The following is a 26,959-nucleotide window of genomic DNA, read 5'->3' as shown; positions in this document are numbered from 1 at the left end:
CCCAAAAATTTGTAGCCACGCTGGGCATAAAAAACATTATTCTTTATGAGTTTTTTCAAAACTTCCTAAAATACCGTTAACAAATCGTCTGGAGGTTTCATCACTAAACGTTTTCGTCAATTCGAGTGCTTCATTAATCGCAACTGCAGTCGGTACATCATCCAAATACTGCAATTCAAACAGTGCTAACCGCAAAATAACGAGATCCGTTTTAGCCAACCGAGATAACCGCCACTTTGCTGCCAGTAACGAAGTAATTTGCTGATCAAGTTGCTCCTGATGTTCAACAACGCCGTCGACTAATAACTTCAAATAAACTGGAACTTCACCATTAGTCTCGTTATCAGTCAAAACTTCCTCGTACACTGAGTTGATATCTACACTCGGATTAGCTTCCAGTGCAAATAATGTTTGAAACGCACTTTCACGAATGCGATGTCGATTTAAAGTCACTCTTGTTCCTCATTTCCGTTTTCAGCAAAAATATCATCAGGATCGATTTGTTGTTCAGATTTTTCAGGGATGATCCCTTCAATGTGGACATTTACCTCTGTAACCTTTAAGTCGGTCATCAAAGAAACTTGTTGCTTGACTTTGTCTTGAATTTCTAAAGCGGTTTTAGGTACTGAAACACCGTAGTCTAAGTAGACTGTAACGTCAACAGACATCTCATCGTCATTAGTGGTTAATTTGACCCCACGCCGATGATCTGACCGACCTAAAAATTCATTGACACTGTTAGCAATTGACCCGTGCATTCGTGACACACCGTCAACTTGGCTAGCAGCAATGCCAGCAATAATTTCTAACACACGGGGTGCAATTTGAATGGTACCAATTGAATCTTTGGCTCCATTCAAAATAATGTTTGTTTCTTCAGCCATAATTAACAGCCCCTCCAGTCTAACTTTTGTGTCGTTTAAGCACGTGAGATGTAAGTACCATCTGTTGTGTTGATGATCAGTTCATCATCTGCATTAACAAAGAATGGCACCTGTAATACTAAACCAGTTTCCATTGTCGCTGGTTTTGAGCCGCCTGAGGCAGTATCACCTTTGATCCCTGGTTCCGTTTCAGCTACTTTAAGTGTTACCGTATTCGGCAACTCTAACCCAAGCGTTTCATTGCCATATTGGGTCAAACTAACTTCCATGTTTTCTTTCAAATACTTGATTTCGTTTTGAATGTTAGATGCAGGAAGTTCAACTTGTTCATAATTATCTGTGTCCATGAAAACGTAGCTGTCGCCGTCAGCGTAAAGATATTGCATCTTACGAGTAGTAATAGTTGCTTGTTCCATTTTGGCACCTGCCCGGAATGTTTTTTCTTGGACAGCACCGGTACGCAAGTTTTTCAACTTTGAACGCACGAATGCACCACCTTTACCAGGTTTAACATGTTGAAACTCTAAAATCCGCCAAATTGCATTGTCCACTTCAATCGTTAGTCCATTTTTAAAATTTGCTGTAGAAATTGCCATAGTTACTTCCTCCTAGGTTATATCCTTTACATTTTGCAATAAATACTGATAAATTGCAACTCTCTTACAAAATTATCAGGTCCGTGGGTGCATTTGTTAACACCTCATTAGAGTGATCATATATCAAAATATCATCCTCTATTCTAACGCCACCAACATGTGGTAGATAAATACCAGGTTCAACTGTGATAATTTGATTACTTTGCACCACAATCTGTGCATTGGGACCATAACTTGCTGGCAACTCATGGATTGCCATGCCAATGCCATGCCCCATCCCATGATTAAAATAATCATCATAGCCAGCTTGCTTGATAATATTTCTGCCATACGAATCTAAGATTTGACCATCAATTCCGGCCACTGCATGCTTAATTACAGCTTGTGAGGCTTGTAAAACAGTCTGATAGATTTGCTCTAGTTGTGGCACTAACTTGCCAATTCCAAAAGTTCTCGTAATATCTGCGGTATAGCCATCTAAAAAATAGCCAAAATCCACCGTAACAATATCACCATTTGTTAATTGGCGACTTCCAGCCATTGCGTGCGGTTTGGCTGCATTAGGCCCGCTAGCTACAATTGTATCAAAAGAACTTCTTGCAGCCCCTTGTTTTTTGAGCCACCAATCTAGTAAGTTAGCTACATCCCGTTCTGTCATCCCAGCATGTACATGGTTAATTAAATAATCAAAGCCAGCACTATTTAACTCAGCTGCAGCTCTGATTTTGTTAATTTCCGCTGGTGCTTTAATTGAGCGTTGTTTTTCAACGGTGTCATCAAAAGCAACAATATCACAAACCATTAGCTCGTCCAAAATAGAAAATATGTTATAAGACAAAGTACTCTCAAATCCAAGTACAGTAATTTTATGTTGCTGGCATAGGTCAGCTAATTGGCCATAATAATCACGAGTAATCACAGTGTCAAATGCATCTTGCTGTAATTCTTGTAGTGCCTCTTGATAACGATCGTCAGTAATTAAATAGGCACCTTTACTGGTTATTAATAAACAGCCGTCACCTGCCCCTAGTTGAAAGCCAGTTAAATATAAAATATTAATCTGCTCTGTCACCACAAATGCATCAATATACATTGATGGAAACTGTGTTCGGAGTTGCTCAATTCTTTGCACTATTACAGCTCCTTTATCGATTCCAAAAAAAAATCTCATTCAATCTAATGAATGAGACCGACTCTACTTATTCTGCTACGGGATAAACTGAAACCTTACGCTTATCGCGACCAAGACGTTCAAATTTAACCACGCCATTAACCTTAGCAAATAATGTATCATCGCCACCGCGACCTACATTTTCACCAGGGTTAATATGTGTACCGCGTTGACGGTAAATAATTGATCCTGCAGTAACAGTGGAGCCATCAGCAGACTTTGTTCCAAGACGACGACCTGCTGAATTACGACCGTTAGTGGTGGATCCACCACCTTTATGATGTGAGAAGAATTGTAAATCCATAATCATTGTAATTCACCTCCAGCTTTAATTTATTAATTATCGATATTCTTAACTTTGATGTTATCAGGATAGTTTGCAGCAATATCAGAGATACCATTTGCAAATGTTTCTAATAAAATCTGTGACTCCTTACGTTCGTCTAACTGTAGTACTTTTAGTAACCCACCATCAGTTTCATTTGAAATAATTTTAGGGTTAACATGTACCACTTGTTTAAGACCATTAACCGTGGTAATTGCGAGTGCAGACACAGCTGCACAGACAATATCCTGACCGTAAGGACCCGAATCAGCATGACCAGTAATCCGAAACTCTAATATATTTTGTTCCTGATTTCTAGTGAACACTGCACTTATCATGCTAAACCTCCGTGCTTATGCGTTGATCGCATCAATCACAACTTTGGTGTATGGTTGACGATGACCTTGTTTAGTATGTTGATGCTTCTTAGGCTTGTATTTGAAAGTAACTACTTTCTTTTCCTTACCTTGCTTTTCAACAGTACCAGTAACAGTAGCGCCATCAATGGTTGGTGTGCCAATCTTAGCGGCATCGCCCCCAACAAAGACAACTTGATCAAAAGTGACCTTGTCACCAGCCTCAACGTTTAACTTTTCAACAAAAACAGCTTTACCAGCTTCAACTTTATATTGTTTACCACCAGTTTCAATAATTGCGTACATATGTGCACCTCCTCAATATCTAAGACTCGCCGTAGCAAGTAGCCAAAGCTTTTAAAACTTGCAAGCGTGCGGTTGTAGTTGTAGGTTCACAAATACAACATTAGTATGTTATCAGATATCATCCAATTCGTCAAATGTTTAATGCAATAATCCATCTTGTTCTGCTACAAAAAAATCAGTAAAGAAAATACCATCACCACTGACCTGTTGCAACATTTTGGCAACACTCTGGGTCATGTAGTGCGGTGTATATATCATCCCAGCATGCAACCAGTATTTTATTAATCCTAACTCAGCAGAAACAACAAACGCAATTTGCAAACTTGTTGGCACCTCTAAATCAATGAAGCGGTCTTGTAGCTGATCATAAAATTGATTTAATTGGTCTGTTAAGCGGTCATAAAATTGCTGGAAAAATAGTTCGTTTTCTTCGCTATTTAATAGTACGTCAAATACCTCTGCCTCATTTTCGATATACTTGAATGACTTTTGTAACGAAAAAACCTGGACTTCCGAACCTGTGTCATTCTCAGCAAAATAGGCATCTCCGCTGATCATAACAGCATCAAAAAAATCATCTAATATTTCGCTCATTGCACGTTTAATGAAGTCCTGTTTATCTTTGTAGTGTAAATAAAAGGTCCCACGAGTAACAGCTGCAGTTTCCGTGATTTTTTGAACACTGATATTTTCAATTTTATAGTGTCGCATTAACCCGACTAGCGCTTTTTTCAAATTATTCCGTGTTTTAACCACTCGTGGATCGGTCTTACTATTCCCCATTGTCAACAGCTCCCTGGCTATATTTATCAAATTTGTAATTTTGTCCAGTAATTGCTTCGCTGTTGAGTATAAACCAAATGTAAGCGCTACGTCAAGACAGAAAAAAGACATTTTACGATTTATCATCTATAAAATATTTGTAATTGACACCACTAAGTTTAATTCTTATAATAGATTGAGTCTGGAGCGATAGCTCAGCTGGATAGAGCATTCGCCTTCTAAGCGAACGGTCGTGAGTTCGAATCTCACTCGCTTCATTTAATTATTCAATAGCTCGCACTTTCCTCCCCGTTGTGGGAGATTTTTTTATCCAATCAATTCACTCAAGGCTAATTCTGTAACCGGGTAACTGCATAATCTTTCAAAACAAAAGTAACTTTTACTTTTTTAATCCCACCGCTTTTGCTAGAATAAAGCTGTATCTTATTTAGGAGGCGGTTTGAGATGGAAGAGAATCAAGAATCAATCAACGTATCTGGTGAGAGCAAAAGTACATCCAGTACTGATAATCTGTTGGTCAAAGAACTGACAGATCCGAGCACTGACCTGTATCGTAACGAAATTCTTGCCTCAAACGCAATTAATAAGTAAGATTCAGACGGACTGTAATTTAGTCCGTTTTTATTTTTGTCCAATTTTAAAATTATAAAGAAAAGATTAACTTAATTGCTAAATTCTTAAGTTTTGAGTTTTTAAACCCTCAAAGGTTGCCAAAATCTATTTTTGTAATGATAATGTAATATAAGAGCTGCAAAGCTAGATAGGAGGGATTTGCGATGGACCCATTTATCATTATTGTATTAATTTTATTATCAGCAACGATTTGGCAATTTTATTCTGATAGGCAGAAAAAACGACAAACGAGTGCCAAACACTTTGAACGTAACTCCTTCGACAATCGAAGAGCTTAACTAAAAAAAGAGGCAGGAAAAATTATTTTCCTGCCTCTTTTATGTTCTCAATCATTCATAGCTATAGGGCTATAAGCTCCAATTTAGTAATCACTGTTTTGTCGTTGATGATTAATTTTTGACTTGCTATCATACGCCGCCATAATTTCATTTTCACTAAACCCAAAATCAACTAGGCCTAGTTTAAGAAATAAATGCCATGCATGCCTAAAATCTTCCTGACGGTGCTCAAAATAACTGCCCAAAAACATCTTTTTCAAAGCTAAATATTCTTTATTGAGATCCGTTTTCGGTTTACTTTTGAGCAGTTCGACTCCCTCCCGATCTAGTACAATCAGGTGAGTCCATTGTTGTTTGGCACCAATCAATAAAATAAAATCCAAAGCATCTACATACTCAACCAATAAAGTTTCACGCGCTGTTTTACCAAGATCGTTTTTCCCACTATGAGTTTTCCACACCTTAAACCATTCAGAGGTGTTAGCAACCTCCGCTAACTCCACATCTAGTGATACATAGGCATTTCTTAAGCTTTCTTCATGTTTCCAAACGATTTTCTTATCAAGTGTTATCTGTTCATCTAATTGAATTGCAGCGTGTAATAATCTAGTAAAATCAAACATCATTGCCCCCAAACTAGCCTGCAAAAATCAAAGGATCTGATTTAACTTCCAGCTCCTGACGATTTTCTAAGTACCACTTTCTGATTAGCGGATATCGCACTAACACGTCAAAAAAGGAAACAGCTTCGCGTGAATCCAGCACACTAAACAACCAGTTATTATTTTGCTGACTATCACTGTTTTGAGCAAACAAGTTTAATTTCACGTCTGATTCAACCACTAAGGTTGCTCCGACCCGCTCTTGCATATTCAGCAACATGTAATCAGTTCCCTCAGTCTGCACAAATAATTTATCAATAATATCAACAGATAATTTACCTTTTTGTAGGTAATATTGAGCTGTATTGGCAGCATCTAGTATGCCAAAATCAACACTAAATCCGAAATCCTGTTTCAAAAAGTGGGTCAACGCAATTAACGGATTAACCGCTTGTTCAAGCGCTGTACTGTCAACACTTTCAGCTAATTGCACAACAAATAAATTAACTAATGCACGATTATTGAACCGAATCATCCGGCGCTCTAGATTCAAATAAAACAAGCGTTCATTTGAGCCAGTTTCAGTAAAAAATGCACCACCATTATCGCTTTGTTCCAATACAAATTCAAAATTCGTCAAGGAAGCAATTGATTCAAATTGACCAGTAAGAGACCAACTTGACCGCGACAAGTTCAATTGCAATGACTGATCGCTGTGCAATTCTAATACACGGCTGACAAATAACATGTAATAATCTTGTGATCGATACTGATGTGGAAATTTAACAAACTGATCATCTAATTCAAGATTAGCTAGACGTTGAGCTGCTGTTAGTAGTTTTTCTAAATCCTCTGTATCAACTAGTTGATCAATTAGTTGAACATATTGTTCCCCTAATTTTAAGCCATGCTTAACTGAAGCACTAAAGGAATGTAACTGTTCTGTAGCAGTATATTTTTCATTAGTCATTGTCATCCACCTGCTTTTCGCTCATGAATGTATGCAAATAGTCTGCATAAAGATTACGATTAGCCACCTCAAAGTCGGCAAAGCTACCAAACGTATCTACAATACTTTTTTGCTCATAACTTAAAATCGTATTTTCCTTAGATAAAGCGAGCACTTTTGCCTCATTGTTTTTAATTTGTTTAACGGCGTTACGTGCTAATTCATCTTCATCTTCTAATTCGCTCAATTGGTCGACTAATGTCTGCCGAGCTTCTTTTTGTTTGCCTGATTCCCATGGCATACCAGTTTTTGTGTTGGTCTCTTTTAACTGAGCTTGTAATTGCTCTTTTTGTGCCTCACGTTGGTTGGCGTTGTCAATTAAATCTTGTAAGTGATCATTTTCAGCCGAAATCGACTGAATTTGTTCGCTATTATATCTTTTACTACTTTTCGCTAACTCAAAAGCCTGACTTAATTTGCTATATTCATCCTGATCAAAGGCAAAACGGATATTCAAAACATCTAGTTCACCAAATTCACGGCGGTCCCACCAGTTACCAAAAAAGACTTTAAAGTGGCCCTGCTTGTATTCTTCATAATAAAAGAATGGATACGTCTTACCTAAATATTGAATTAAGCTGGTACTTAAATAATTGCTTAACTGAGCGGATAAATTATCAACTAAGTTAATGACCCCATGATCATTTTCTTGTTTTTCAGTATGTAAAATTGCTGAAGCATACCGCTGATTATCTAATAATGCATAGATTTTACGGTCATCATGTTGCGAGATTGCTTGCTGCAATTCTTGTAAATACGAAATCTTAGCTGTAATTTGTGTGTTAATTACTTTTACGACGTCATTTTGATCGTCTTGATTTACTACGTTAGCCATCATCAATCTCCCATCAATCATTCTATTAGTTCATCTTACCTAATTTTCGAGTCAGATTAAAGGATTGTTTCTTGGATATTTTACTTTTTGACTAAAATTTATTAATTCGACATAAAAACCAGTGGCAAAGCAACCACTGGTTTAACATACTTTTGTTTATTTATATTTTAGTATAACTCGAGGTATTGTTCTCTTTCCCACTCAGATACCTGTTGTCGATAAGCATCATATTCAAGATTTTTAGCCTCGAAAAAGCTTTGATATAGATGCTTTCCCATTGCATCGCGCATTACCTGATCTTTAGCCAGGTCTTTCAATGCATTATGCAATGTATCTGGCAAATTCGTAATATTATTATCTTCACGTTCACTTTCATCCATCCGATAAATGTTGCGATCAACACTTTCTTCCGGCTTAATTTCATTACGGATTCCATCTAACCCTGCTTCCAAAACAGCAGCAATAGCTAAGTATGGATTAGCTGCCGGATCAACTGACCGTAATTCCAACCTCGTTGAAACTCCGCGCGAACTCGGCACTCGAATCAACGGCGAACGATTTGAACCAGACCAGGCAACATATACTGGTGCTTCAAATCCTGGTACGAGCCGCTTGTACGAATTTACAATTGGGTTACAGATCGCTGTAAAACTGCGTGCGTGCTTCAATATGCCACCAAGGAAATGATATGCACTGTCAGAAAGTTCCAGTTCACCCTTCGCATCATAAAACGTATTACCGGACTTATTGAATAATGACATGTTCAAATGCATCCCGGATCCATTAATACCAGCCAGTGGCTTGGGCATAAACGTGGCATGCAAACCATATTTCCGAGCTACAGTTCGAACTACTAATTTAAACGTTTGGATATTGTCGGCAGCTTCAAGTGCATCAGCATACTTAAAATCAATTTCATGCTGGCCAGGTGCGACTTCATGATGGGCAGCTTCAATTTCAAACCCCATATCTTCTAATTCAAGCACAATGTCACGGCGACAATTTTCGCCTAAATCCATGGGGGCCATGTCAAAATAGCTCCCTTGATCGTTTAGCTTTGTAGTTGGCTTAGCATTCTCATCCATTTTGAACAGGAAAAATTCTGGCTCAGGTCCAATATTAAAATCAGTATAGCCAGCTGCCTTCATATCCTTTAATACCCGAATCAGGTTGTTTCTTGGGTCGCCTTCAAACGGTTTGCGATCCGAAGTATAAACATCACAAATCACACGTGCAACTTTACCATGTTCAGCCCCCCAAGGAAAGACCATCCATGTCGACATATCGGGATACAAATACATATCACTTTCTTCAATTCGGACAAATCCATCAATTGACGAACCATCGAACATAATCTTATTTTCTAATAGTTTATCTAGTTGACTGATTGGAATTTCAACGTTTTTGATCGTTCCAAATAAGTCCGTGAACATTAAGCGTAAGAAACGAACGTTATCATCTTTAATCAATTTTCGTACTTCTTCATCTGAATACACATGTTTAGCCATAAAATCTCTCCTATTCTGAATTTGCCAATGTTAAAGGGGCTTTTGCAATGGTGCTTGCGGTTGTTGTGCAGATGGCGTTTTCAAACCTCCTGCTTGCAGAAATTCATCATGCAAGATTTTACGGACATCATCGTCGGTCAATTGATGGTCCTGATTTTTTCGCTGTTCAGATTCACGCTGTTTTTGATCATAGACTTCACGAATGCCTGCCATATTTAACCCATCATCGAGATAATCTTTAATCTCCAGTAGCCGATCAACATCAGCTAATGAATACAATCTTCGATTCCCATCACTTCTTTGTGGAAAAATCAATTTTTGCGATTCATAATACCGAATCTGACGTGCAGTCAAACTGGTTAACTTCATGACAGTGCCGATAGGTAATACAGATAACGATCGACGCAACTCTTTACCTCGCATAATGAACTTCCTCCCTTCCTATACTTGCATAGCTTACCAGCAACAAAATAAAAAGTCAAGGCTTCATGTTATGTTTTATAACATGAAGCCTTGATTCATTACTGTAGCCACTGCTGACAAACATTTACAATCTCTTCAATCGTATTTTTCCCACTAACAATATCAAACCATTGAACATCCATCTTATTACGAAACCACGTTAATTGTCGCTTTGCATAGTGGCGTGAATCTTGCTTAATTTCATTAATTGTCGTGGTCAAATCTTGTTGTTGCGCAAAGTATTTAAAAAATTCACGATAACCGATCCCCTTGCCCGACTGAAATTGACCGCCATTTTGATCAAACAACCACCGAGCCTCTTGCTCCAATCCAGCAGTGATCATTTCATCTACTCGGTGATTGATGCGCTGATATAAAATCTTTCGATCGGTTGTCAGTCCAATTAACTTAAAATTTAATTGACTGTTAGCTTGAAACTGCTGTGAAAATGGTGTTCCAGTCTTCAGAGTTACTTCAATGGCGCGAATAACGCGCCTAACGTTGGTGGGCGCAATTGTCACTGCTGCTTGTGGATCTATTTGATTTAGTTGTTGCCACAGCTGTTGTGCTCCATATGTCTGATAATATTGTTGCCATTGTTGTCGAATTTGTTGCGTTTGATCATCATACTGATCATTACCCAGCGCCAAATTGTCAGTTAAACTCTGAATATAAAAGCCAGTTCCACCAACAATTAATGGCAGCTTTTGCTGACTGGTAATCTGCTCAATTTTCTTGGTTGCCAATGTTTTAAATTCGGCAACGGAAAAACGTTCATCAAAATTACGCACATCAATTAAATAGTGTTTTATTTCTTGCATTTCTGCAGGCATAATCTTGGCAGTTCCGATATTTAGGTGCCGGTATACCTGCATTGAATCACCAGAAATAATTTCGGCATTTAATTTTTTTGCTAGTTGCAGCGATAAATTTGTTTTACCGACAGCCGTCGGACCTACGATTGCAATTACTTTTGTCATAAAAAACTCCTAAAAGACACGAAACACTGGTAAATTGAAATATTATTTTGCATAATAGAGGTATTAAGATGGGAGGCTAAGATCATGAAACAGTTTACCAAGGGCTTTTTAATTGGAACGGTAGCCACAATTGGAGCCGTCGCTGGAGGGATTTTTTCATTTCATAAATCTGTCATTCAGCCAATCGAGGAACAGGAAGACAAGTTCGACGAAAACCGCCGAGCTGCTGTTCGTAAGGGACGTTCTGCACATAGCAAATAATATTCAATTAGAAACAATTAAAATAGGGTTGGCGGCAATTTATTTGCCCCGACCCTTTTTTAATATTTTTTTGACTTAGTTTTACCGTTCCAACGAGCATAACCACTTTTTAAAATTGAAATATCTGTATAGCCTTTTTTCCCAAGCATGACTGAAGCACGGGTGCTGAGTGCCATTCCTTGATCGTATAAATAGACTGGCATATCATTTCTAATTTCAACGTAGCGCTGTTTCATCACGCTGAGGGGGACATTTCTAGCTCCCAAAATATGGCCACGATCGAAATCATTTTTTTCTCGTAGATCAATTATCTGAGCCCTGTGCATGCCCTGTGTGAATTCATCTTCTGTCAGCACATTAGCATAACGGCGACGTTGTGCATACTGATAAAGGCGATTCAACAACCAAGCAATTACTACCAGGACAATGACAATATCTACAATTAATAAACCTGAACTAACACCAATAACCAACGCTCATTCCTCCAAAACCTATTTAAAATTCATTGCTAACGATGCGGCACCAATGACACCAGCATCATTGCCTAACTGGGCCAATTTTAACTTGGTCGATTCTCTGACAGTTGGAAACGCATACCGTGTGAAATTCGCATTAACACGATCTAGTAGGAATTCACCTGCAGCCGAAACACCACCACCAATGACCACGTATTGTGGATTTAGTATGTCACTAATATTAGCACAAGCAAGGCCTAAATAGTAACCCACTCGGTCAACAACTTCATTAGCTAAAAAGTCATCTTCTTTTTTAGCCAGATCAAAAACAATTTTAGATGTAATTTCTTGGCCATCATCAATCATTGCCTTCAATTTGCTGTCACCAACATATTCCTCAGCTGCATCTTGCGCTAAGTGAACTATTCCAGTTGCTGATGCATATTGTTCGAGGCAGCCGCGGTTCCCACAGGTACATAGATACCCATCAGGTTCAACATTCATATGACCAACCTCACCACCAGCACCATTGATGCCGTGGATCAATTTACCATTGGCGATCAAGCCACCGCCTACACCTGTACCTAGTGTAATAAAAGCCACTTCGGAACCGTTGTTACCAGCGCCCTTCCAACGTTCACCCAGCGCAGCCACGTTGGCATCGTTATCTAATGCAAAGGGCAGCCCTGTACCAGCCTCAATTTGTTTTTTTACATTTTGCACAGTCTTCCAATTTAAATTGAATGCTCCCTCAACAGTACCGTTTTTCAAATCCACTGTTCCAGGAGTACCCATGCCGATGCCAATAAACTGTTCTCGCTTCATTTGGTATAAATCAATGTGATGATTAATTGATTCAACAATGTCAGGCACAATATGTTGACCCTCGTTCAATATATTTGTTCGTAGCGACCATTTTTGTTGCACCTCACCTTCAGCTGTCAAAATGGCAAACTTAATTGTTGTGCCTCCTAAATCAACACCAATTAACTTTCTATTCATGTCCCATATCCTCCTGAAATCTATCTTTGTTTATTAGATTCATGCTCTTCTTCTAACCTATATTCATGGCGCAAAACAATTTTGGCTTTTAAATAAGTTGGTTGATCCACAACTCCTGCTTTATATAGATTATCTAGTTCCAACGCCATCAAATCGATATCCCACATTCGTTTACCAACATAAACATAAATATTAAATTGTTTTAACAACTGTTGGACATCATACAAAGTTTTCATATTTACCCCCAACATTAGCTGGTCCGCATTCCCATTGAATAAAATAACACAATTGCTACAAGCAATATAATGCCACTAAGAAACCGCTTTATCAAGTTAGTTTTACCAATTCTTGGTGCACCAACTACATACCCCATCAAAAAGCCACCAAATAAACCGCCAATATGACCGTAGATATCAATACCCGGCGAAAATAAATCAAACGCTAAGTTCATCACTACAAATATTAAAAATTGGCGGCTCATTGCTCGAATATAAAGATTATTTCTAAATGACTCGCCTAGCATTAAGAACGCACCAAAAAGTCCAAAAATGGCCGTACTAGCTCCAGCGGAGATTGTATTAGGCAAAAAAACAAAGCTGGCAACGTTACCTGTAATTGCAGTAACAAAATATATTATTGCAAATCTCCAGTGACCAAACAACATTTCAATTTGCGTTCCAATAAAGTAAACCGTGACAGAATTAACCACTAAATGCATTAAACCAATGTGCAAAAAGACGGGTGTGATCAAGCGCCACCATTGCCCATCTTGAATTAATACAGATACCCGCGCACCAAATTCAATGAGCACTGAAGAATTGGTTGAGCCACCGGCAATAGTCATAATCAAGAAAACAATCACTTGAATCGCAACCACTGCTTGAGTGACAAACGCTTGCTTTTTTATATCTGTTAAATTCATTAATCTTCCTCCGTTGCGACTAATATTTGTTTAATTTTAATATCATACTGTTTGATTGGCCAGTTGATTTCGGTATTTTGCTGTTCTGGTAACGCTAATGAAATCGTATCACCCGCATAGCTTGCTAGGTAACGATCGTAGTAGCCACCGCCAAAACCTAACCGATACCCATCAGTGGTGTAAGAAACACCCGGCACCACGATTAAATTAATTTCATCAGCCGAAAATACATTCCCACCAACAGGTTCCAGTAACTGATGGTCTGTTTTTTTCAATGTTGTCTGCGCATTTAATTCTACAAACTCCATTTGCCAACTAGGTAATGTTCGTGGAATGCAGACAACCTTATTTTCACGATGTGCCTGTTTGATAATTGGTTCAGTATTAATTTCAATTGCTTGACTAACCGTCACTGCAACTACAGCAGCATCGTGCCACATCCTGGTTTGAAATAATTGACAATAAAGACTATTTTCAGCTTGTTGTTTTTCGGCCGGTTTAACCTTGATTAACGACTCAATAATTTTCTGCCGTGCCTCTTTTTTTGTTAGCAACATCGTTTTATCCCTTCAAATTTAAAACAAAAAGACTGGACAAAATAATTTGTCTCCAGCCTTTTTGTCTGCGAAGAAGTATCGCAAAAGCATTATCCAGCGCTTGATGTCAATCACCAGGCGAAAATTATGCAATTATTTTGTTTCACGGTGCAATGTAACTTTTCGTTCCCGTGGGCAGTATTTTTTAAATTCAACACGATCGGGATTGTTACGGCGGTTTTTACTTGATAAGTAATTCCGTTCATGACATTCAGTACATTCTAAAGTAATGTGTACACGCATGGCTGAAACCTCCAAACTTTATTCAATAATTGGGTGTAACCCCTAACTCGTACTACTATATCATCATTTATTTAGTTTGACCAGTCTTTTGTTGTAGTTTGTTAAGTATTTTCTCTTGACACTCAGTTGTAGCCGCTGCTTGATTGAACCGTTTTCCAGTAAGCCTTGTAGATTTGTTTACCCATTGTCAGGCTGACAGCACTACTGCTAACGGAGGCACCCGGAACGGCAACAGCAATGACAACTTGTGGATCGCTTGACGGACCAAACATAATTAAACTATGGGTCAACGTTGATGTGGTTCCCTGGAATGTTTCCGCCGTTCCAGTCTTAGCAGATACAGATGGCGATAAACTAGTTAACTGACTCCCAGTTTTATATGCACTGGTACCATGAACCACCATATTCATTCCGGAACGAACCACTTTCCACTGTGCTTTGGTGGCGTTAATTGTGTTCAAGATTGTTGGCTGCGTGGTTGATTCAACTTTACCAAGTGAACCATCTTTGTTTGATTCTCTGACTTGTTTAACAATATATGGCTTCATTCTGTAACCACCATTAGCAATGGTAGAAGCATATTGAGCCAACTGCATAACAGTGTAACTATCGTAGTTACCATAAGCTAAATCCAACGCTTTACCAAGCACGTTAGTGGGGCCAGTATATCCTGAACTTTCGCCCGGCAGATCAATTCCAGTTTTGACGCCCAACCCAAATTGATTAAAGTAACCCCTCAATTTTGAAAAAATACTGGTTGGCATGTTCAAACTAGCTCCAGACACATACGTTGTGCCTGCTTCTTTCATAGCCAACTGCATCATATATGAATTAGAAGAAACTTCCAATGCCTCTGCTGCAGTAATCGGCACCGACCCTGTCCTGTTCCACCATGAACTTTTACTAGCAGTTCCGGCAACCTTGATTGGCTGATCGTTCAATGTATTATTGCTAGGTGTAATAACCCCATCCATTAGAGCTCCCATGACTGTAGCGCCCTTAACTACGGATCCCATTACAATCGGATGGTTAATTGAACCAATTTGATCACTGGTTATTTTGCCAGTGTTAATATCGCGATCAACCCCACCCATGGCATAAATGGCACCTGTATTAGGATTCATCACCACTGCATAAGATCCAGTTGAATTACTAATCTCTCCAGAATTACTATAATCATCCTTCACAATTTTTTGAACTTGTTTTTGAAATTTGGCATTGAGCGTTAATACTAAATTATCACCTTTTTTGCCAGCATATTTAGTAACGGCATCCGTAATTTGATTAGAACTAGATGATGAAACTTCTGTTTGTGATTTTGAGCCCGCCAGTGTAGATTCGTATTCTTTTTCCAAATAACTTTGACCGACACTATCATTACGTGAATAACCTTCTGACAGTAGTGTGTTAACCTCATCACTTGGTAATCCAGTTGCTTGAGTGGAAACCGTCCCAGTGAGCGATTGAATTGCTTTGCCAGATGGGTAGTTACGGGTCCAACTGGTACCAACTTTGACACCAGACATTTCGTTAAGGTGTTCACCAACTTCGGCAATCTCCTTGCTGGTGACACCAGTTTCTTTAATATATGTCGTTGACAATGAATATGCTCCACTCATGGTGGCATATATCATCGCCTTATTTTTCTGACTGGCGCTCAATTTATAAGCACTCGGATGCTTACCAAGGTAAGCAATTGCCTTATCATATTTCTCGCTATCGGTTAATTTAGCGGAACCCCGAATCTTTTTTATGATTTTCTTTAGATTACTTGTATCAGCCAAAAAATAATCTTTTTGCTCTCTTTTGGTTAACTTTGTAGTTGAAACAGTTAAATATTTACCCAATGTTTTGGCAGTTTTATAAATATCCGTTGTCGTAGCACTCGAATCTTTGGTGTATGTGACCGCTTGATGAGCCTGATTACCCACTAGTACTTTGCCAGTGGAGTCATAAATCATCCCTCGCTGAACACTATTTGTTTCAGTGGTGGTATCAGAACGATTAACCTCCGCTTTATACGTATCACCATTTAATACTTGCAGGTAGAAAAGTCGAGCTGCTAAAATCAGTGATAAGATCGCTACTGTCCATAGTAAAAAGTTCAACCGAAAAGGGATTTCTGATTGAACGGCTTTTTCCTTGTTGCGCGGTTTAAATATGTTTTTGATCCGTGTCGAAAATTTCAAGTTCTTCAATACTCCTTAACCAGACTTAATACACTTATTTTACCAAATTTTGTAAATCAATCCTAATTTGATCACATTCTTATGCTATTCTATACGAAGTGCGGCAAAAGAAACAGTTGTTTGACACAATTTTAATTTTTTAAAATATTTTAAACGAGGTTTTCAAGTGAAACATTTAAATTTTTGGCACAAAAAATCTGTCATCCTGTGGCTCAGCTTTTTAATTCCTGTATTCATCATGGGGGGCTATTTTGCATATCGTGGCATGGCCCCGTTTGGTAAAAGTACCATTTTAACTGTTGATCTAGGCCAACAATATGTTGATTTCTTTGCTTATTTTAGATCTACGTTACTTCATCACTTTGATACTTTTTTTTACTCATTTTCTAAGGACTTAGGCGGTGACATGCTTGGCATTTTTGCATATTACTTAATGAGTCCACTCAATTTATTGTTATTATTTTTCCCGGGAAAATATTTAACCAGCGGAATTTTGTTGTTGCTGTTGCTAAAATACGGTCTCGCTGGACTGAGCTTTGCCTGGTTATTATTAAAGACAAAATTACAAGCAGGAATTCGCGTTCTCGGTTTCGCCGTGGCTTACGCTTTAATGGGTTGGATGATCGCAAACCAGCTCAACATCATTTGGCTTGATGTGTTAATCTTACTGCCTCTCATTGTCTGGGGCTTGATTAAATTAGTAACCCAAAACAAACCATGGACCTATATTTTATGGTTTACTGTCTTGCTAATTGATAATTATTACATGGCATGGATGGTGGCCCTATTTACAATCATGTTCACCTTGTGGCAATTATCGACCCAAAATTTTGGCTGGCAGCTTGCCGCTCGACGATTTCTTAAATATGTTGGTAGTTCAACCATTTCAGCATTATTGGCATCATTTTTATTAATTCCAACTTTCTATTCGCTGACTAAAACTAAAGGTACCTACACCGAACAAAGTGTTCATTTTAAATTTGAATATTTCCCCTTCAAAATGTTAGGTAAACTGATTCCAGGATCATTTAATTTTGACCAAATGCCGGATGGCGAGCCAAATCTTTTTATTGGTACATTATTGACAATTGCTTTTGTGCTTTATCTATTTGATCGCCGCCATTCTTTAAAAAATAGGATTACCTCAGGAATCTTAACCCTATTCTTTTTATTTTCACTTTGCTTTGAACCATTGGACCTATTATGGCATGCCGGACAATTTCCGGTGTGGTATCCGTACCGTTTTTCCTTTTTAATGTCATTTTGGATGCTTTGGTTAGCCGCCCATACGCTGACACCCAATTTCCATATTTCATGGCGTCAATTAATTCCGATTGTTGCTGTCCTGTCAGGTGTATACGTTTATTTAGGACTAAACCTATCTTCGTTTACCTACCTGTCGTTAAATCAGCTGTTAATCAGTATTGGAATGTGTGCGATTGCTTTGATCTGGCTTTTGATTCCACGATATCATGCCCCGTTATTGTATGATCTAGTTTTCATTTTACTAGTGGGTTGTGAATCCATGACCAATGCCTATACTTCTCTCAATAATATTAGTTATGTGTCTCAATCTGATTTCGGCGATTACACTACACAATTAAACAAGAGCGTCAAAGACATAGAAAAAAAAGCCAGTGGCTTTTATCGAATTGGACAAACGTTTATGCGAACCAAAGACGATCCGATGCAAGCCGATTATTACGGCGGTTCTCATTTTGGTTCAACACTAGAACCAAGTATCCCATCATTTATGGGCTCAATCGGCCAACCTGACGGCGATGGCTTTGTCACATATACCAACGGCACCCAAGTAAGTGATTCACTACTTGATATGCGATATTTCATGACTAGCCAGCCAGTTCAAAGTATTTTGGGACAGGGTACTACGTCGTCGGTTTTACCAGCTGTTTCTAACAAGCCCGATTTAAATCGACAAAAAACGGTGGCAAGCGATTCTCTAACCACTACTACCAAAAATAATAATGCACTTGCAATTGCATTTGGTGCTTCCGATAAAATAACCAAGCTTAATTTAAAAACAAGTGATCCAGTTGCCCGACAGTCTAAAATTTATCAAACATTAGCAAACGATCAAAACTCCAACTCGTTATTCCAGGTACAAAACTTTGACCACGTTACTTTTACAAACGTTCAGACTGCAACCAAAATTACTGGCACCACATTTACCAAACAAGATTTAATTAAAACAGCCGAAATTAAAATGACGTTTACTCCCAAAACGAATGAATCGTATTATCTAACTTTTGGACCTAGTTTGGATGCCGATAGTGGTAGTTATTATCTGAATGGTAAGAAATTGACGCAGTACCCAACTTTTAGAAATACCGTCGTCATCAATGTGGCTTCTAAGCAAAAGGGACAACCAATTACCCTAACCTTCCGATTAAAGCATCAAACTTTATGGATGCAAAATGTCAGTTTGTATAAATTAAATCAGACCCATTTTAATCGGCTAAAAACAAAACTAAAAAGCGAAAGCTTGCACGTCACCAGCCATTCCAATACTAAAATTAAGGGCACTGTTACCATTAACAAAAAGCATCAAGTCCTGATGACAACAATTCCTTATTCTGCTGGTTGGCACGTCAAAATTGATGGCAAATCAGTTGCTTCTAAAAAAGCAATTAAAACATTCTTAGCGGTACCAATTTCTCAAGGTAAGCATCATGTTGTATTTACCTACCGCTCTCCGTACCTGTTGACTGGAGTGCTTGTTTCAGTGGTTACTCTTATCATAGTAGGTGGAATTACATTTATCTATATCCACCGTGCTACCAAGAAATATCGGTTTTAACAGAAAAATAGCCAATAAATAACCTAGGATTAATTCAGAAATAATTAACTTTTTCCTGAATTAATCCTAGGTTATTTTAGAAAGCTGTTGTTTTACAATTCATTATTTGGTGTGTACTGATATTTGGGTCCGTCAGTTTTAGTATCATAGTCAACTCCAAAATCCAGGCCTTTAAAGAACCACTCATCCTGGCCATCAACAAAGTAATGAATTCCATCTTTGACGGTGTCTACAACCGGACTAAGGGGATGATCATCACGAGCCATTCCGAGCGAAAACCCATCATGGACAGGTGTTTTGCCATAAACTTTACCAAAAAAGCGGACCCCATTTCCTTTAGTTAATCCCATTTCATCTTGAAACCACTGACTAGCACGATCAGTAACCGTTAATTGCATCTAATTGCTTCCCTTCGTTTTAGGCATGTACCCGTTTACATTTATAATTTATGAAATCAATTTTACCACAGGAATAAAAAAAACGGGAAGTAAATGCTTAATTCGCATCTAGCTCCCGTTAGCTTATTCAACCGAAATAATTTTAACTTTCATTTCACCACTTGGAATTTTAATTGTGACTTCATCATTTAATTTGTGGCCCAATAAACCAGCTGCAATTGGTGATTCATTAGAAATCTTCCCGGTCATTGGATCAGCCTCAGACTCACCCACTATTGTATATGTTTCTGGGTCTTCATCTGGCAATTCTTTAAAAGTGATCGTCCGTCCAAGTGAAACTTCATCCTTGGCGACTGCAGTGTCATCAATAATTTCAACATTTTGCAAAATATGTTCAATTTTACTAATTTGACCTTCGATAAACGCTTGTTCATCTTTAGCAGATTCATATTCTGAATTTTCTGACAAATCACCAAAGCTCCGTGCAATTTTGATTCGTTCAATAATTTCAGGACGTGTTTTAGTTTTTAAAGTTTCAAGCTCTTTTTCTTTTTGCTGTTTGCCCTCTGCGGTCAGAGGGTATGTTTTTTCTTCCGCCATAATGCACCTCGATATAAATTTTTAATACGACAGTCAAAACAGTAACACGAACGTACTCGATTGTAAACCACAATCCTAGTTAATTAGTAACTAACTAATCAGCCATCAGTTCCTGATGACCCTTTTTGGTTAAAATATCCCTAACTTTGGTAGTTAATAAATCAATCGCAACAGTGTTTTGACCACCCTCTGGCACAATAATATCTGCATATCGTTTAGTTGGCTCAACAAATTGGTGATACATCGGTTTCACCGTTGCCAAATATTGATCAATTACCGACTGCAAAGAACGGCCACGCTCTTGCATATCACGTTGAATTCGCCGAATAATGCGGATATCATCATCAGTGTCAACAAATACCTTGATATCCATCAAATCACGCAATCTTTGATCGTCTAAAATTAAAATCCCTTCTAAGATAATCACGTCACGTGGTTGAGTCAAAATAGTTTCAGAAGAGCGTGTAAATTCCGCATAATTATACACAGGCATTTCAATTGCATGATTGTGCAACAACTTTTTTAAGTCACTGATTAACAGATCCGTATCAAATGCCAGTGGATGATCATAATTAACTGCTTGCCGCTCTGCCATTGTCATTTCTGTTTGATCATTGTAATACGTGTCTTGTTGTAAAATCATAATTGACTTACCGGCCAATTGCTTGTATATTGCCTGACTAACAGTGGTTTTACCACTACCTGATCCGCCTGTGACACCAATAATAATTGGTCGTTTTACTTTTGCATTCAAACTTAACTGCATCCCCTTAACCTATGCCTTATTTATTATCCTTGGCAATTTTAGCTGTTATTTTCTGATGTTGAGCATATGTTTTTGAATAATATACTTTTCCCGTCTTCATATTAGCAACAAAATACAAGTACTTTTTGCTTTGTTGACTAGGCTTCAATACGGCTTTAACCGATTGAATTCCCGGGCTGTTAAATGGACCGGGTCCATAGCCCTTGTTAGTATACAGATTATATGGTGAATCTACTTTCAAATCCTTATAAGTCAGGTTCTTTTTATGTGTATTAAGTGCATACATGACCGAAATATCTGATTGGAGCGGCATCTGGGCAGCAATTCGATTGAAGAACACACCAGCAATCTTTTTGCGATCAGAATTAGAAACACCTTCACGTTCAACTAACGAGGCTAAAGTCAAAACTTCTTGTACACTGAGATGCTTTTTGGTAATGGTTTGATAGTATGGCTTCATTTGCTGGTTTTCAGCTGCAACCATTTGATTAACTAATGACTTTAAGCTCTTGATGTGTGATACATCATAGGTGGCTGGGAAAAGGTAGCCTTCCAGACGATATCGCACATTCTGAGCGCTCATTGCAGATGTTAGTAACTTGGGATATTTTTTAGCTAAGCCATCCAAATAACTTTCATTTTTCATCAATTTCAAGAAACTCTTGGAGGAATATTTAGTTTGTTTTTGGACCGTTGCAGCAATCTGGTCAATTGTTTGACCTTCCTGAATTAAAACTTTCCCTTTTAATCCCGACACAGCGGTAGTTGAACCGCCCTGCTTTAGAATTTTAACAATTGTTTTGACATTCATAGATGAACGCAACGAGTAATATCCCGCTTTAAATTCAGCTTTCTTTTGTGTTTTAGTATAATAGTTAAACACAAACGCACTTTTAACTAGCTTCTTCTTAGCTAAAATTTGGCTGATCTTTTTATTTGTCGCGCCTAACGGAATTTTAACCTGAACAGTTTTAGAACTATCGGGATTGACTGGTTTCATTGACGAATCAAAATAAAACTTGGCACCACCAAAAACTGCCAGTATAACAACCACAATACCCGCAATCCACCAATATTTTTTTGATTTTTTCTTTTGTTTATCATGCACTTCATTATTGTTCAACTTAGTTTCCACCCTATTTTTTAATATCCTGTCCATTATACTAAAAAATACCGCATTGCATATACTAAATCTCAAACTTTACCAAAAAGAGTGAGAAAAATAGGATTCTGCAAATAAAGCGAGGCTGAAGCAAAAACAGAGTTTTTGTCCAGCTCCTCGCCGAATTATTTATCTAACTTCCACGTTCAATTTATCCATTAACTGTTTGATTACCTTATCAAAAGCTTGATTGACCTTTTCTTCAACCAGTGTTCCCTCTTTATCTTGGTAAGTCAGTGTATAAGCGAGCGACTTTTTATGCGCTGGCAGGTGACTACCTTCATAAACATCGAACAATGTCACATCAGTCAAATATGCGCCACCCTTATCATTAATCACATCTAAAATTGATTCATTCGTAATATTCTCATCGACTAACAACGCAATGTCACGTGTTATTGTCGGATATTTGCTAATCATCTGGTAATGACGTGGCTTCTTTGGTTCCGCCATGATTTTATCAAGGTTGAGTTCAAACACGTACGTTGCGCCAATTTTGTATTGCTTTGCCGTCTGAGGATGAATCTGGCCAACGTACCCAACCAAAGTTTCACCAACAAAAATATTTGCTGTTCTTCCTGGGTGCATTTCAGAACGTTCATTACTAGCTACATATGACACTGCGTTTTTAACTGCCATATTGGCCAAATACTGCGCGACAATTCCCTTAATGAGATAGAAATCAGCCATTTGAGCCTCGTGGTGCCATGTCTTAGCACTAAATTGACCTGTAATGGCTCCAGCGATATGCTCTTGTTCCTGCGGTCGCTTGTTTTTACCGACCGGAACAAAAATACGTCCTTGTTCATACAAACTAACATCAACTTGTTTTCTGGCCGTATTATAAGCAAGATCCGTTAATAAACCACTAATAAGGCTCATTCGAGTAGCCACATGATCTTGACTCATTGGATAATCCAATTCCATCGGTGTGGCATGGCGTTTTATTTCGAATTGTTGTGCCTCTGTCACCGTCGTCAGAGAATAACTAATGGCCTGATTGAGACCAAGTCCCTCTAACACATGTCTGGAAGCACGCACCCATTTTTGTTGTTGGCTCAGTCCACCAATGTTGCTTGTTTGTGCTGGCAACGTTGATGGTATTTTGTCATAACCATAAATCCGAGCAATTTCTTCCAACAAATCAGCTTCGATGCTGATATCCCACCGTCGTGCTGGTACGCTCACAAGAAATGTATCATCATTGTTAATGCACTTAAAAGCCAAACGTTCAAAGATATCTTGGACTTCAACTGCTGATAACTCAGTTCCCAACACGTGGTTAATTCTTGCCAATGTCAGTGAAATTTCGATTGGTGTCGCCGGCTTCTGGCTGCCAGTAACGATCCCGGTTGCTACTTTACCAGTGCCTAACTGAGCAATCAATTGAGCTGCTTCGTTGAGCGCTATTTCACTAGTTTCCGGATTAATCCCCCGCTCAAAGCGAGATGATGATTCACTGTGTAAATCATGACGTCGCGCCTGTTTCCGAATTAAGACCGGGTCAAAAATAGCAGATTCGAGTGCCACACTTGTAGTCTGATTGCTAATTGCAGTTTCCAACCCGCCCATTGTTCCAGCTAAGGCAACTGGGTGGTCGCCGGCTGTAACAACAACATCATCTGAACTTAAATCACGTTTGTTTTCATCTAAAGTAACAAATGGTTCATCTTGCTGAGCAAATCGAACCCCAATATTTTTTGCTGGCAGTTTGTCATAGTCAAAACTGTGCAGTGGTTGTCCATATTTTAGTAAAATATAATTAGTAACATCCACCACATTGTTAATTGGCCGAATGCCCGCATTCCAGAGTCGAATTTGAAGCCACAAGGGACTATCTTTAATTTGAACATCTGAGATAACACGCATTTTATATGTTGGGGCAATTTTTTTGTCATCAATTTGGACACTAACCAAATCTGCCGTTTGCTGATCAGCACTTTCTTGCACTAATAAGGGTTTAAACTTGGAGGTTAGTCCATAAAAAGCAGCAATGTCATTCACATTGCCTAACATGCTAAACATATCGCCACGATTAGGCGTGACATCCGTATCAATAATCGTATCATCCATACCTAAATATGGAAACACTGGTTCACCAGGGGTTGCTTCAGCAGGTAAGAACCAAATACCCTCTTCATAGGCCTTTGGCGCAATTTGTTCACCAAACCCAATTTCTTGGAGCGCACAAATCATCCCTTCAGACAATTCACCCCGCATTTTACTCCGTTTAATTTTAATATTGTTACCAATTCGTGCTCCGGGTAATGCTACAATGACGTTTTTAGCGGCAGCAATATTAGGTGCCCCACACACAATCTGAACGTCATCTGCCGTACCAATATTAACCTGACAAAGAGTGAGATGATCAGAATCTGGGTGCGGTTTGATGCTGTCGACGTGGCCTACAACAAGCTTGGTCAGGCCATCACTGGGAGAATAAACATCATTAATATCAACAGATATTCGTGCAATTCGCTCAGCCAAATCAGCAGGTTTTTCTGGTAAATCAAGGTATTCTTGTAACCATTGGTATGAAACTTTCATAATGTATTCAGCCTATCCTTTCTGGTTAAATTGAGTCAAAAAGCGTACGTCATTTTGGTAGAAATCACGAATGTCTTCAACACCATATTTCAGCATTGCGAACCGATCTGGACCAAGACCAAAAGCAAAACCACCATATACTTCAGGATCTACGCTCGCCATTTTCAGGACATTGGGATGGGTCATCCCAGCACCTAGCACTTCAATCCAGCCAGTTTGCTTACAGATTGCACAACCACGTCCATGACAATTAAAACACGTGATATCCGCCTCAACAGATGGTTCCGTAAATGGAAAATAACTGGGACGCAACCGTACATCTAATTCGTCACCAAATAATTCTTGAGCAACTACTTCAAGCGTCCCTTTTAAATCAGCCATCGTAATGTGTTTGCCGATTACCATTCCTTCAACTTGATGGAATTGATGACTGTGGGTGGCATCATCTGTGTCACGACGATAAACTTTACCAGGCGAGACCATTTTCAACGGCCCTTTTGTAAAGTCATGTTGCTCTAACATTCGAGCTTGCATTGGCGATGTTTGTGTTCGCATTAGGATTTCTGGTGTTACATAAAATGTATCCTGCATATCACGTGCCGGGTGATCCTTAGGTAGATTTAACATTTCAAAATTATAGTGATCTTCTTCAACTTCATCACCGATCGCAACTTCATAGCCCATTCCAATAAACAGATCAACTAATTGATCAATAATTTGTTGGATCACATGTGGTTGTCCTTGTGGAACTGTATTTCCTGGTAAAGTTACATCCAGCTTTTCATGTTCCAACTGCGCATTAATTTTAGCTTGCTCTAACTCACTGCGCTTGGCTTCGATGGCATTGGTTAAATCATCACGCACTTCGTTAGCAAATTGACCAATTTTGGGACGTTCTTCCGCGCTGAGCTCACGCATACCACGTAAAACTTCAGTGATTGGTCCTTTTTTGCCCAGCATTTTAACTCGAATATCATTAATTTTATTCAAATCAGAGCTGGCTTTGACTTCAGTCAATCCCTGTTGCCGTAATTGATCTAATTTATCTTTTAGTCCCATTATTTCTCCTCTTTTCTGCAAATAAAAAAGCTCCATCCCTGTAAAAAGGGACGAAGCATCGCGGTACCACCCTAGTTTGTGTCCAAACAGACACACACTTAAGTTAATTCTTAACGGTTATCAACCGGAATACTGTTTAAGTATCGACTCCGGAAGTGAAATTCGAGACTAATTATTATTGTTGCTTTCAATCAACGACAACAACTTCCTGTTAATAACTATATCTCTACTAATTTCCATCAAAGTCTTTAACACAATTCATTGTAATTAATAAGTTGGACATGGTCAAGTACAAATTATGCGAACCACTTGTCTCCCCATGAGTGTACTGCATCCATCACTGACCGCAGCTCTAATCCTTTATCCGTTAAAGAATAGTCTACTTTACCAGATTTAGCATAGGTATTTCTCGCAATAATGCCATCTTGTTCTAATTCCTTCAAGCGCTCTACTAGAACACGATCGCTACATTTTGGCACATTGGTGACGATATCTTTGAATCGTAACGTCCCCTCATTTAGTAAAACTTCAATGATCAATCCATTCCATTTTTTACCCAAAATTGAAAAAGTCTGTTCAAACTTTGGACAAAGGGTAAAACTATCTAACGGCTGATTAACTGTCATTTGATCCATCTTTCACCCTCCCATCTGTGATTGAATAATTAAAATGACATCCGAACTTTAACTCTGCGGTACCATGCTTCAACTTTTTGCCGAGCCGGACCAAAAAACTCATGCTCAGCTTCATAGTCGTCGACCAAGGAAACCAGCAGACTCTCCCGATATTTCGGTAAAGCTAAAGTTGCGCCAAACATATGTTTCAAAATAATATCTTTTTCCATTTCATTTAATGGTGTAATTTTTTCTGCATTACGCAATGCCACCCGTGGGTGAATGAATGCGTGCGAACCTAAATCAAATTTAGTGGTCCGCCAATCATAATAAAACAAGTCATGCAACAAGCCTGCTCGGGCAACACTCTGATAATCTAAATGCATCTTTTTAGCTAATTCATAGCTATCAAATGACACAGCAATAGAGTGTTGCAACCGATCTGAATGGTGATGTTGAGTATAATTAGCCAATTTTTGAACTGCCGGCTGCGCCAACAAATCTCCTACCAATGTCAAATACTCTTGATCTTCTCGCCAAGCGTTTGTCTTCATACATTGCCCCTTTTCATTATTCTTCCAACATCATACACGCATTTA

At 38.6% G+C, this 26,959-nt stretch carries 33 protein-coding genes, 1 tRNA gene and 2 other annotated features; of the genes, 5 read left to right on the top strand and 29 right to left on the bottom strand.

The window, feature by feature from the left end; all coding sequences use genetic code 11:
- Positions 1-36: 36 nt before the first annotated feature.
- The 8 genes from nusB to WDC_RS01545 form a co-directional block, all read right to left on the bottom strand.
- Positions 37-453 carry a transcription antitermination factor NusB gene (nusB, locus tag WDC_RS01580; RefSeq protein ID WP_044010062.1) on the bottom strand — a complete coding sequence of 139 codons (417 nt, stop codon included), beginning with the start codon at positions 451-453 and terminating at the stop codon, positions 37-39.
- The gene (locus tag WDC_RS01575) at positions 450-884 is read right to left on the bottom strand and encodes an Asp23/Gls24 family envelope stress response protein (protein WP_044010061.1); all 435 of its coding nucleotides are present in this window, start codon (positions 882-884) and stop codon (positions 450-452) included. The genes nusB and WDC_RS01575 overlap by 4 nt, the downstream gene beginning before the upstream one ends.
- Positions 885-919: 35 nt before the next feature.
- Positions 920-1,480, bottom strand: a complete 561-nt coding sequence (gene efp / locus WDC_RS01570; RefSeq protein WP_044010060.1) for an elongation factor P — start codon at positions 1,478-1,480, stop codon at positions 920-922.
- 64 nt (positions 1,481-1,544) lie between these two features.
- Positions 1,545-2,612, bottom strand: a complete 1,068-nt coding sequence (locus tag WDC_RS01565; RefSeq protein WP_044010059.1) for a M24 family metallopeptidase — start codon at positions 2,610-2,612, stop codon at positions 1,545-1,547.
- A 67-nt stretch (positions 2,613-2,679) separates the two neighbouring features.
- The gene (gene rpmA, locus WDC_RS01560; protein ID WP_044010058.1) at positions 2,680-2,961 is read right to left on the bottom strand and encodes a 50S ribosomal protein L27; all 282 of its coding nucleotides are present in this window, start codon (positions 2,959-2,961) and stop codon (positions 2,680-2,682) included.
- A gap of 26 nt (positions 2,962-2,987) precedes the next feature.
- The gene (locus tag WDC_RS01555; protein WP_044010057.1) at positions 2,988-3,314 is read right to left on the bottom strand and encodes a ribosomal-processing cysteine protease Prp; all 327 of its coding nucleotides are present in this window, start codon (positions 3,312-3,314) and stop codon (positions 2,988-2,990) included.
- 15 nt (positions 3,315-3,329) lie between these two features.
- A complete protein-coding gene (rplU, locus tag WDC_RS01550) occupies positions 3,330-3,638 on the bottom strand; it encodes a 50S ribosomal protein L21 (protein WP_044010056.1) in 309 nt (102 codons plus the stop codon).
- A 12-nt stretch (positions 3,639-3,650) separates the two neighbouring features.
- Positions 3,651-3,722, bottom strand: a sequence feature (ribosomal protein L21 leader region).
- A 54-nt stretch (positions 3,723-3,776) separates the two neighbouring features.
- Entirely contained in the window at positions 3,777-4,421 is a 645-nt protein-coding gene (locus tag WDC_RS01545; protein ID WP_044010055.1) for a TetR/AcrR family transcriptional regulator, read from the bottom strand.
- Between the two features lie 183 nt (positions 4,422-4,604).
- On the opposite strand from WDC_RS01545, the gene WDC_RS01540 reads away from it, so the two are divergent.
- From WDC_RS01540 to WDC_RS09970, 3 genes are all read left to right on the top strand, one after another.
- Positions 4,605-4,678, top strand: a tRNA-Arg gene (locus WDC_RS01540).
- Positions 4,679-4,865: 187 nt separating this feature from the next.
- Entirely contained in the window at positions 4,866-5,012 is a 147-nt protein-coding gene (locus WDC_RS09620) for a hypothetical protein (RefSeq protein WP_156126975.1), read from the top strand.
- 185 nt (positions 5,013-5,197) lie between these two features.
- Positions 5,198-5,332 carry a hypothetical protein gene (locus tag WDC_RS09970; protein ID WP_263640386.1) on the top strand — a complete coding sequence of 45 codons (135 nt, stop codon included), beginning with the start codon at positions 5,198-5,200 and terminating at the stop codon, positions 5,330-5,332.
- An 83-nt stretch (positions 5,333-5,415) separates the two neighbouring features.
- Here WDC_RS09970 and WDC_RS01535 read toward each other — a convergent pair whose 3' ends face one another.
- The 6 genes from WDC_RS01535 to miaA form a co-directional block, all read right to left on the bottom strand.
- The gene (locus WDC_RS01535; protein WP_044010054.1) at positions 5,416-5,955 is read right to left on the bottom strand and encodes a dUTP diphosphatase; all 540 of its coding nucleotides are present in this window, start codon (positions 5,953-5,955) and stop codon (positions 5,416-5,418) included.
- Between the two features lie 13 nt (positions 5,956-5,968).
- Complete coding sequence (locus WDC_RS01530; RefSeq protein ID WP_044010053.1) at positions 5,969-6,904, bottom strand: hypothetical protein; 936 nt, start codon at positions 6,902-6,904, stop codon at positions 5,969-5,971.
- Entirely contained in the window at positions 6,897-7,778 is an 882-nt protein-coding gene (locus WDC_RS01525) for a hypothetical protein (RefSeq protein ID WP_044010052.1), read from the bottom strand. The genes WDC_RS01530 and WDC_RS01525 overlap by 8 nt, the downstream gene beginning before the upstream one ends.
- Positions 7,779-7,945: 167 nt before the next feature.
- Positions 7,946-9,286 carry a type I glutamate--ammonia ligase gene (glnA, locus tag WDC_RS01520; protein WP_044010051.1) on the bottom strand — a complete coding sequence of 447 codons (1,341 nt, stop codon included), beginning with the start codon at positions 9,284-9,286 and terminating at the stop codon, positions 7,946-7,948.
- A 30-nt stretch (positions 9,287-9,316) separates the two neighbouring features.
- On the bottom strand, positions 9,317-9,709 hold the full coding sequence (locus WDC_RS01515; protein WP_044010050.1) for a MerR family transcriptional regulator: 393 nt from the start codon (positions 9,707-9,709) through the stop codon (positions 9,317-9,319).
- Between the two features lie 98 nt (positions 9,710-9,807).
- Complete coding sequence (gene miaA / locus WDC_RS01510; RefSeq protein WP_044010049.1) at positions 9,808-10,728, bottom strand: tRNA (adenosine(37)-N6)-dimethylallyltransferase MiaA; 921 nt, start codon at positions 10,726-10,728, stop codon at positions 9,808-9,810.
- Positions 10,729-10,812: 84 nt separating this feature from the next.
- Here miaA and WDC_RS09465 point away from each other — a divergent pair, with 84 nt between their 5' ends.
- Positions 10,813-10,989, top strand: a complete 177-nt coding sequence (locus WDC_RS09465; protein ID WP_044010048.1) for a DUF3042 family protein — start codon at positions 10,813-10,815, stop codon at positions 10,987-10,989.
- A gap of 59 nt (positions 10,990-11,048) precedes the next feature.
- Here the strand turns inward: WDC_RS09465 and WDC_RS01500 are convergent, their stop codons facing one another.
- From WDC_RS01500 to WDC_RS01475, 7 genes are all read right to left on the bottom strand, one after another.
- Positions 11,049-11,462 carry a rhodanese-like domain-containing protein gene (locus tag WDC_RS01500; RefSeq protein ID WP_044010047.1) on the bottom strand — a complete coding sequence of 138 codons (414 nt, stop codon included), beginning with the start codon at positions 11,460-11,462 and terminating at the stop codon, positions 11,049-11,051.
- A gap of 18 nt (positions 11,463-11,480) precedes the next feature.
- Positions 11,481-12,446 carry an ROK family glucokinase gene (locus tag WDC_RS01495; RefSeq protein WP_044010046.1) on the bottom strand — a complete coding sequence of 322 codons (966 nt, stop codon included), beginning with the start codon at positions 12,444-12,446 and terminating at the stop codon, positions 11,481-11,483.
- A gap of 20 nt (positions 12,447-12,466) precedes the next feature.
- The gene (locus WDC_RS01490) at positions 12,467-12,682 is read right to left on the bottom strand and encodes a YqgQ family protein (protein WP_044010045.1); all 216 of its coding nucleotides are present in this window, start codon (positions 12,680-12,682) and stop codon (positions 12,467-12,469) included.
- 14 nt (positions 12,683-12,696) lie between these two features.
- Entirely contained in the window at positions 12,697-13,368 is a 672-nt protein-coding gene (locus WDC_RS01485) for a rhomboid family intramembrane serine protease (RefSeq protein WP_044010044.1), read from the bottom strand.
- Complete coding sequence (locus WDC_RS01480) at positions 13,368-13,925, bottom strand: 5-formyltetrahydrofolate cyclo-ligase (protein WP_044010043.1); 558 nt, start codon at positions 13,923-13,925, stop codon at positions 13,368-13,370. The genes WDC_RS01485 and WDC_RS01480 overlap by 1 nt, the downstream gene beginning before the upstream one ends.
- Before the next feature lie 132 nt (positions 13,926-14,057).
- Positions 14,058-14,207: a 50S ribosomal protein L33 gene (gene rpmG, locus WDC_RS09460; RefSeq protein WP_081721478.1), complete on the bottom strand. Its 150-nt coding sequence runs from the start codon at positions 14,205-14,207 to the stop codon at positions 14,058-14,060.
- Positions 14,208-14,329: 122 nt separating this feature from the next.
- Complete coding sequence (locus tag WDC_RS01475) at positions 14,330-16,396, bottom strand: peptidoglycan D,D-transpeptidase FtsI family protein (protein ID WP_044010042.1); 2,067 nt, start codon at positions 16,394-16,396, stop codon at positions 14,330-14,332.
- Between the two features lie 166 nt (positions 16,397-16,562).
- Between WDC_RS01475 and WDC_RS01470 the strand changes: the two genes are divergently transcribed.
- A complete protein-coding gene (locus WDC_RS01470) occupies positions 16,563-19,214 on the top strand; it encodes a YfhO family protein (RefSeq protein WP_044010041.1) in 2,652 nt (883 codons plus the stop codon).
- A gap of 92 nt (positions 19,215-19,306) precedes the next feature.
- On the opposite strand, the gene WDC_RS01465 is transcribed toward WDC_RS01470, so the two are convergent.
- From WDC_RS01465 to WDC_RS01430, 8 genes are all read right to left on the bottom strand, one after another.
- On the bottom strand, positions 19,307-19,612 hold the full coding sequence (locus tag WDC_RS01465) for a HesB/YadR/YfhF family protein (protein ID WP_044010040.1): 306 nt from the start codon (positions 19,610-19,612) through the stop codon (positions 19,307-19,309).
- A gap of 123 nt (positions 19,613-19,735) precedes the next feature.
- Positions 19,736-20,212 (bottom strand): transcription elongation factor GreA, encoded by a 477-nt coding sequence (gene greA / locus WDC_RS01460; protein ID WP_044010039.1) that lies wholly within the window; start codon positions 20,210-20,212, stop codon positions 19,736-19,738.
- Positions 20,213-20,306: 94 nt separating this feature from the next.
- A complete protein-coding gene (gene udk / locus WDC_RS01455; RefSeq protein WP_404824762.1) occupies positions 20,307-20,966 on the bottom strand; it encodes a uridine kinase in 660 nt (219 codons plus the stop codon).
- 28 nt (positions 20,967-20,994) lie between these two features.
- Positions 20,995-22,137 carry an endolytic transglycosylase MltG gene (gene mltG, locus WDC_RS01450; RefSeq protein ID WP_044010037.1) on the bottom strand — a complete coding sequence of 381 codons (1,143 nt, stop codon included), beginning with the start codon at positions 22,135-22,137 and terminating at the stop codon, positions 20,995-20,997.
- A gap of 132 nt (positions 22,138-22,269) precedes the next feature.
- The gene (gene pheT / locus WDC_RS01445) at positions 22,270-24,687 is read right to left on the bottom strand and encodes a phenylalanine--tRNA ligase subunit beta (RefSeq protein WP_044010036.1); all 2,418 of its coding nucleotides are present in this window, start codon (positions 24,685-24,687) and stop codon (positions 22,270-22,272) included.
- A 12-nt stretch (positions 24,688-24,699) separates the two neighbouring features.
- The gene (locus WDC_RS01440; RefSeq protein ID WP_044010035.1) at positions 24,700-25,746 is read right to left on the bottom strand and encodes a phenylalanine--tRNA ligase subunit alpha; all 1,047 of its coding nucleotides are present in this window, start codon (positions 25,744-25,746) and stop codon (positions 24,700-24,702) included.
- 43 nt (positions 25,747-25,789) lie between these two features.
- Positions 25,790-25,998: a binding site (T-box leader), on the bottom strand.
- A 44-nt stretch (positions 25,999-26,042) separates the two neighbouring features.
- Positions 26,043-26,381 (bottom strand): winged helix-turn-helix transcriptional regulator, encoded by a 339-nt coding sequence (locus WDC_RS01435; RefSeq protein ID WP_044010034.1) that lies wholly within the window; start codon positions 26,379-26,381, stop codon positions 26,043-26,045.
- Positions 26,382-26,410: 29 nt separating this feature from the next.
- A complete protein-coding gene (locus WDC_RS01430) occupies positions 26,411-26,914 on the bottom strand; it encodes an HD domain-containing protein (protein ID WP_044010033.1) in 504 nt (167 codons plus the stop codon).
- Positions 26,915-26,959: the final 45 nt, after the last annotated feature.

The sequence above is a fragment of the Paucilactobacillus wasatchensis genome (assembly GCF_000876205.1).
Classification (GTDB): domain Bacteria; phylum Bacillota; class Bacilli; order Lactobacillales; family Lactobacillaceae; genus Paucilactobacillus; species Paucilactobacillus wasatchensis.
This window is presented reverse-complemented; position numbering and strand designations above follow the sequence as displayed.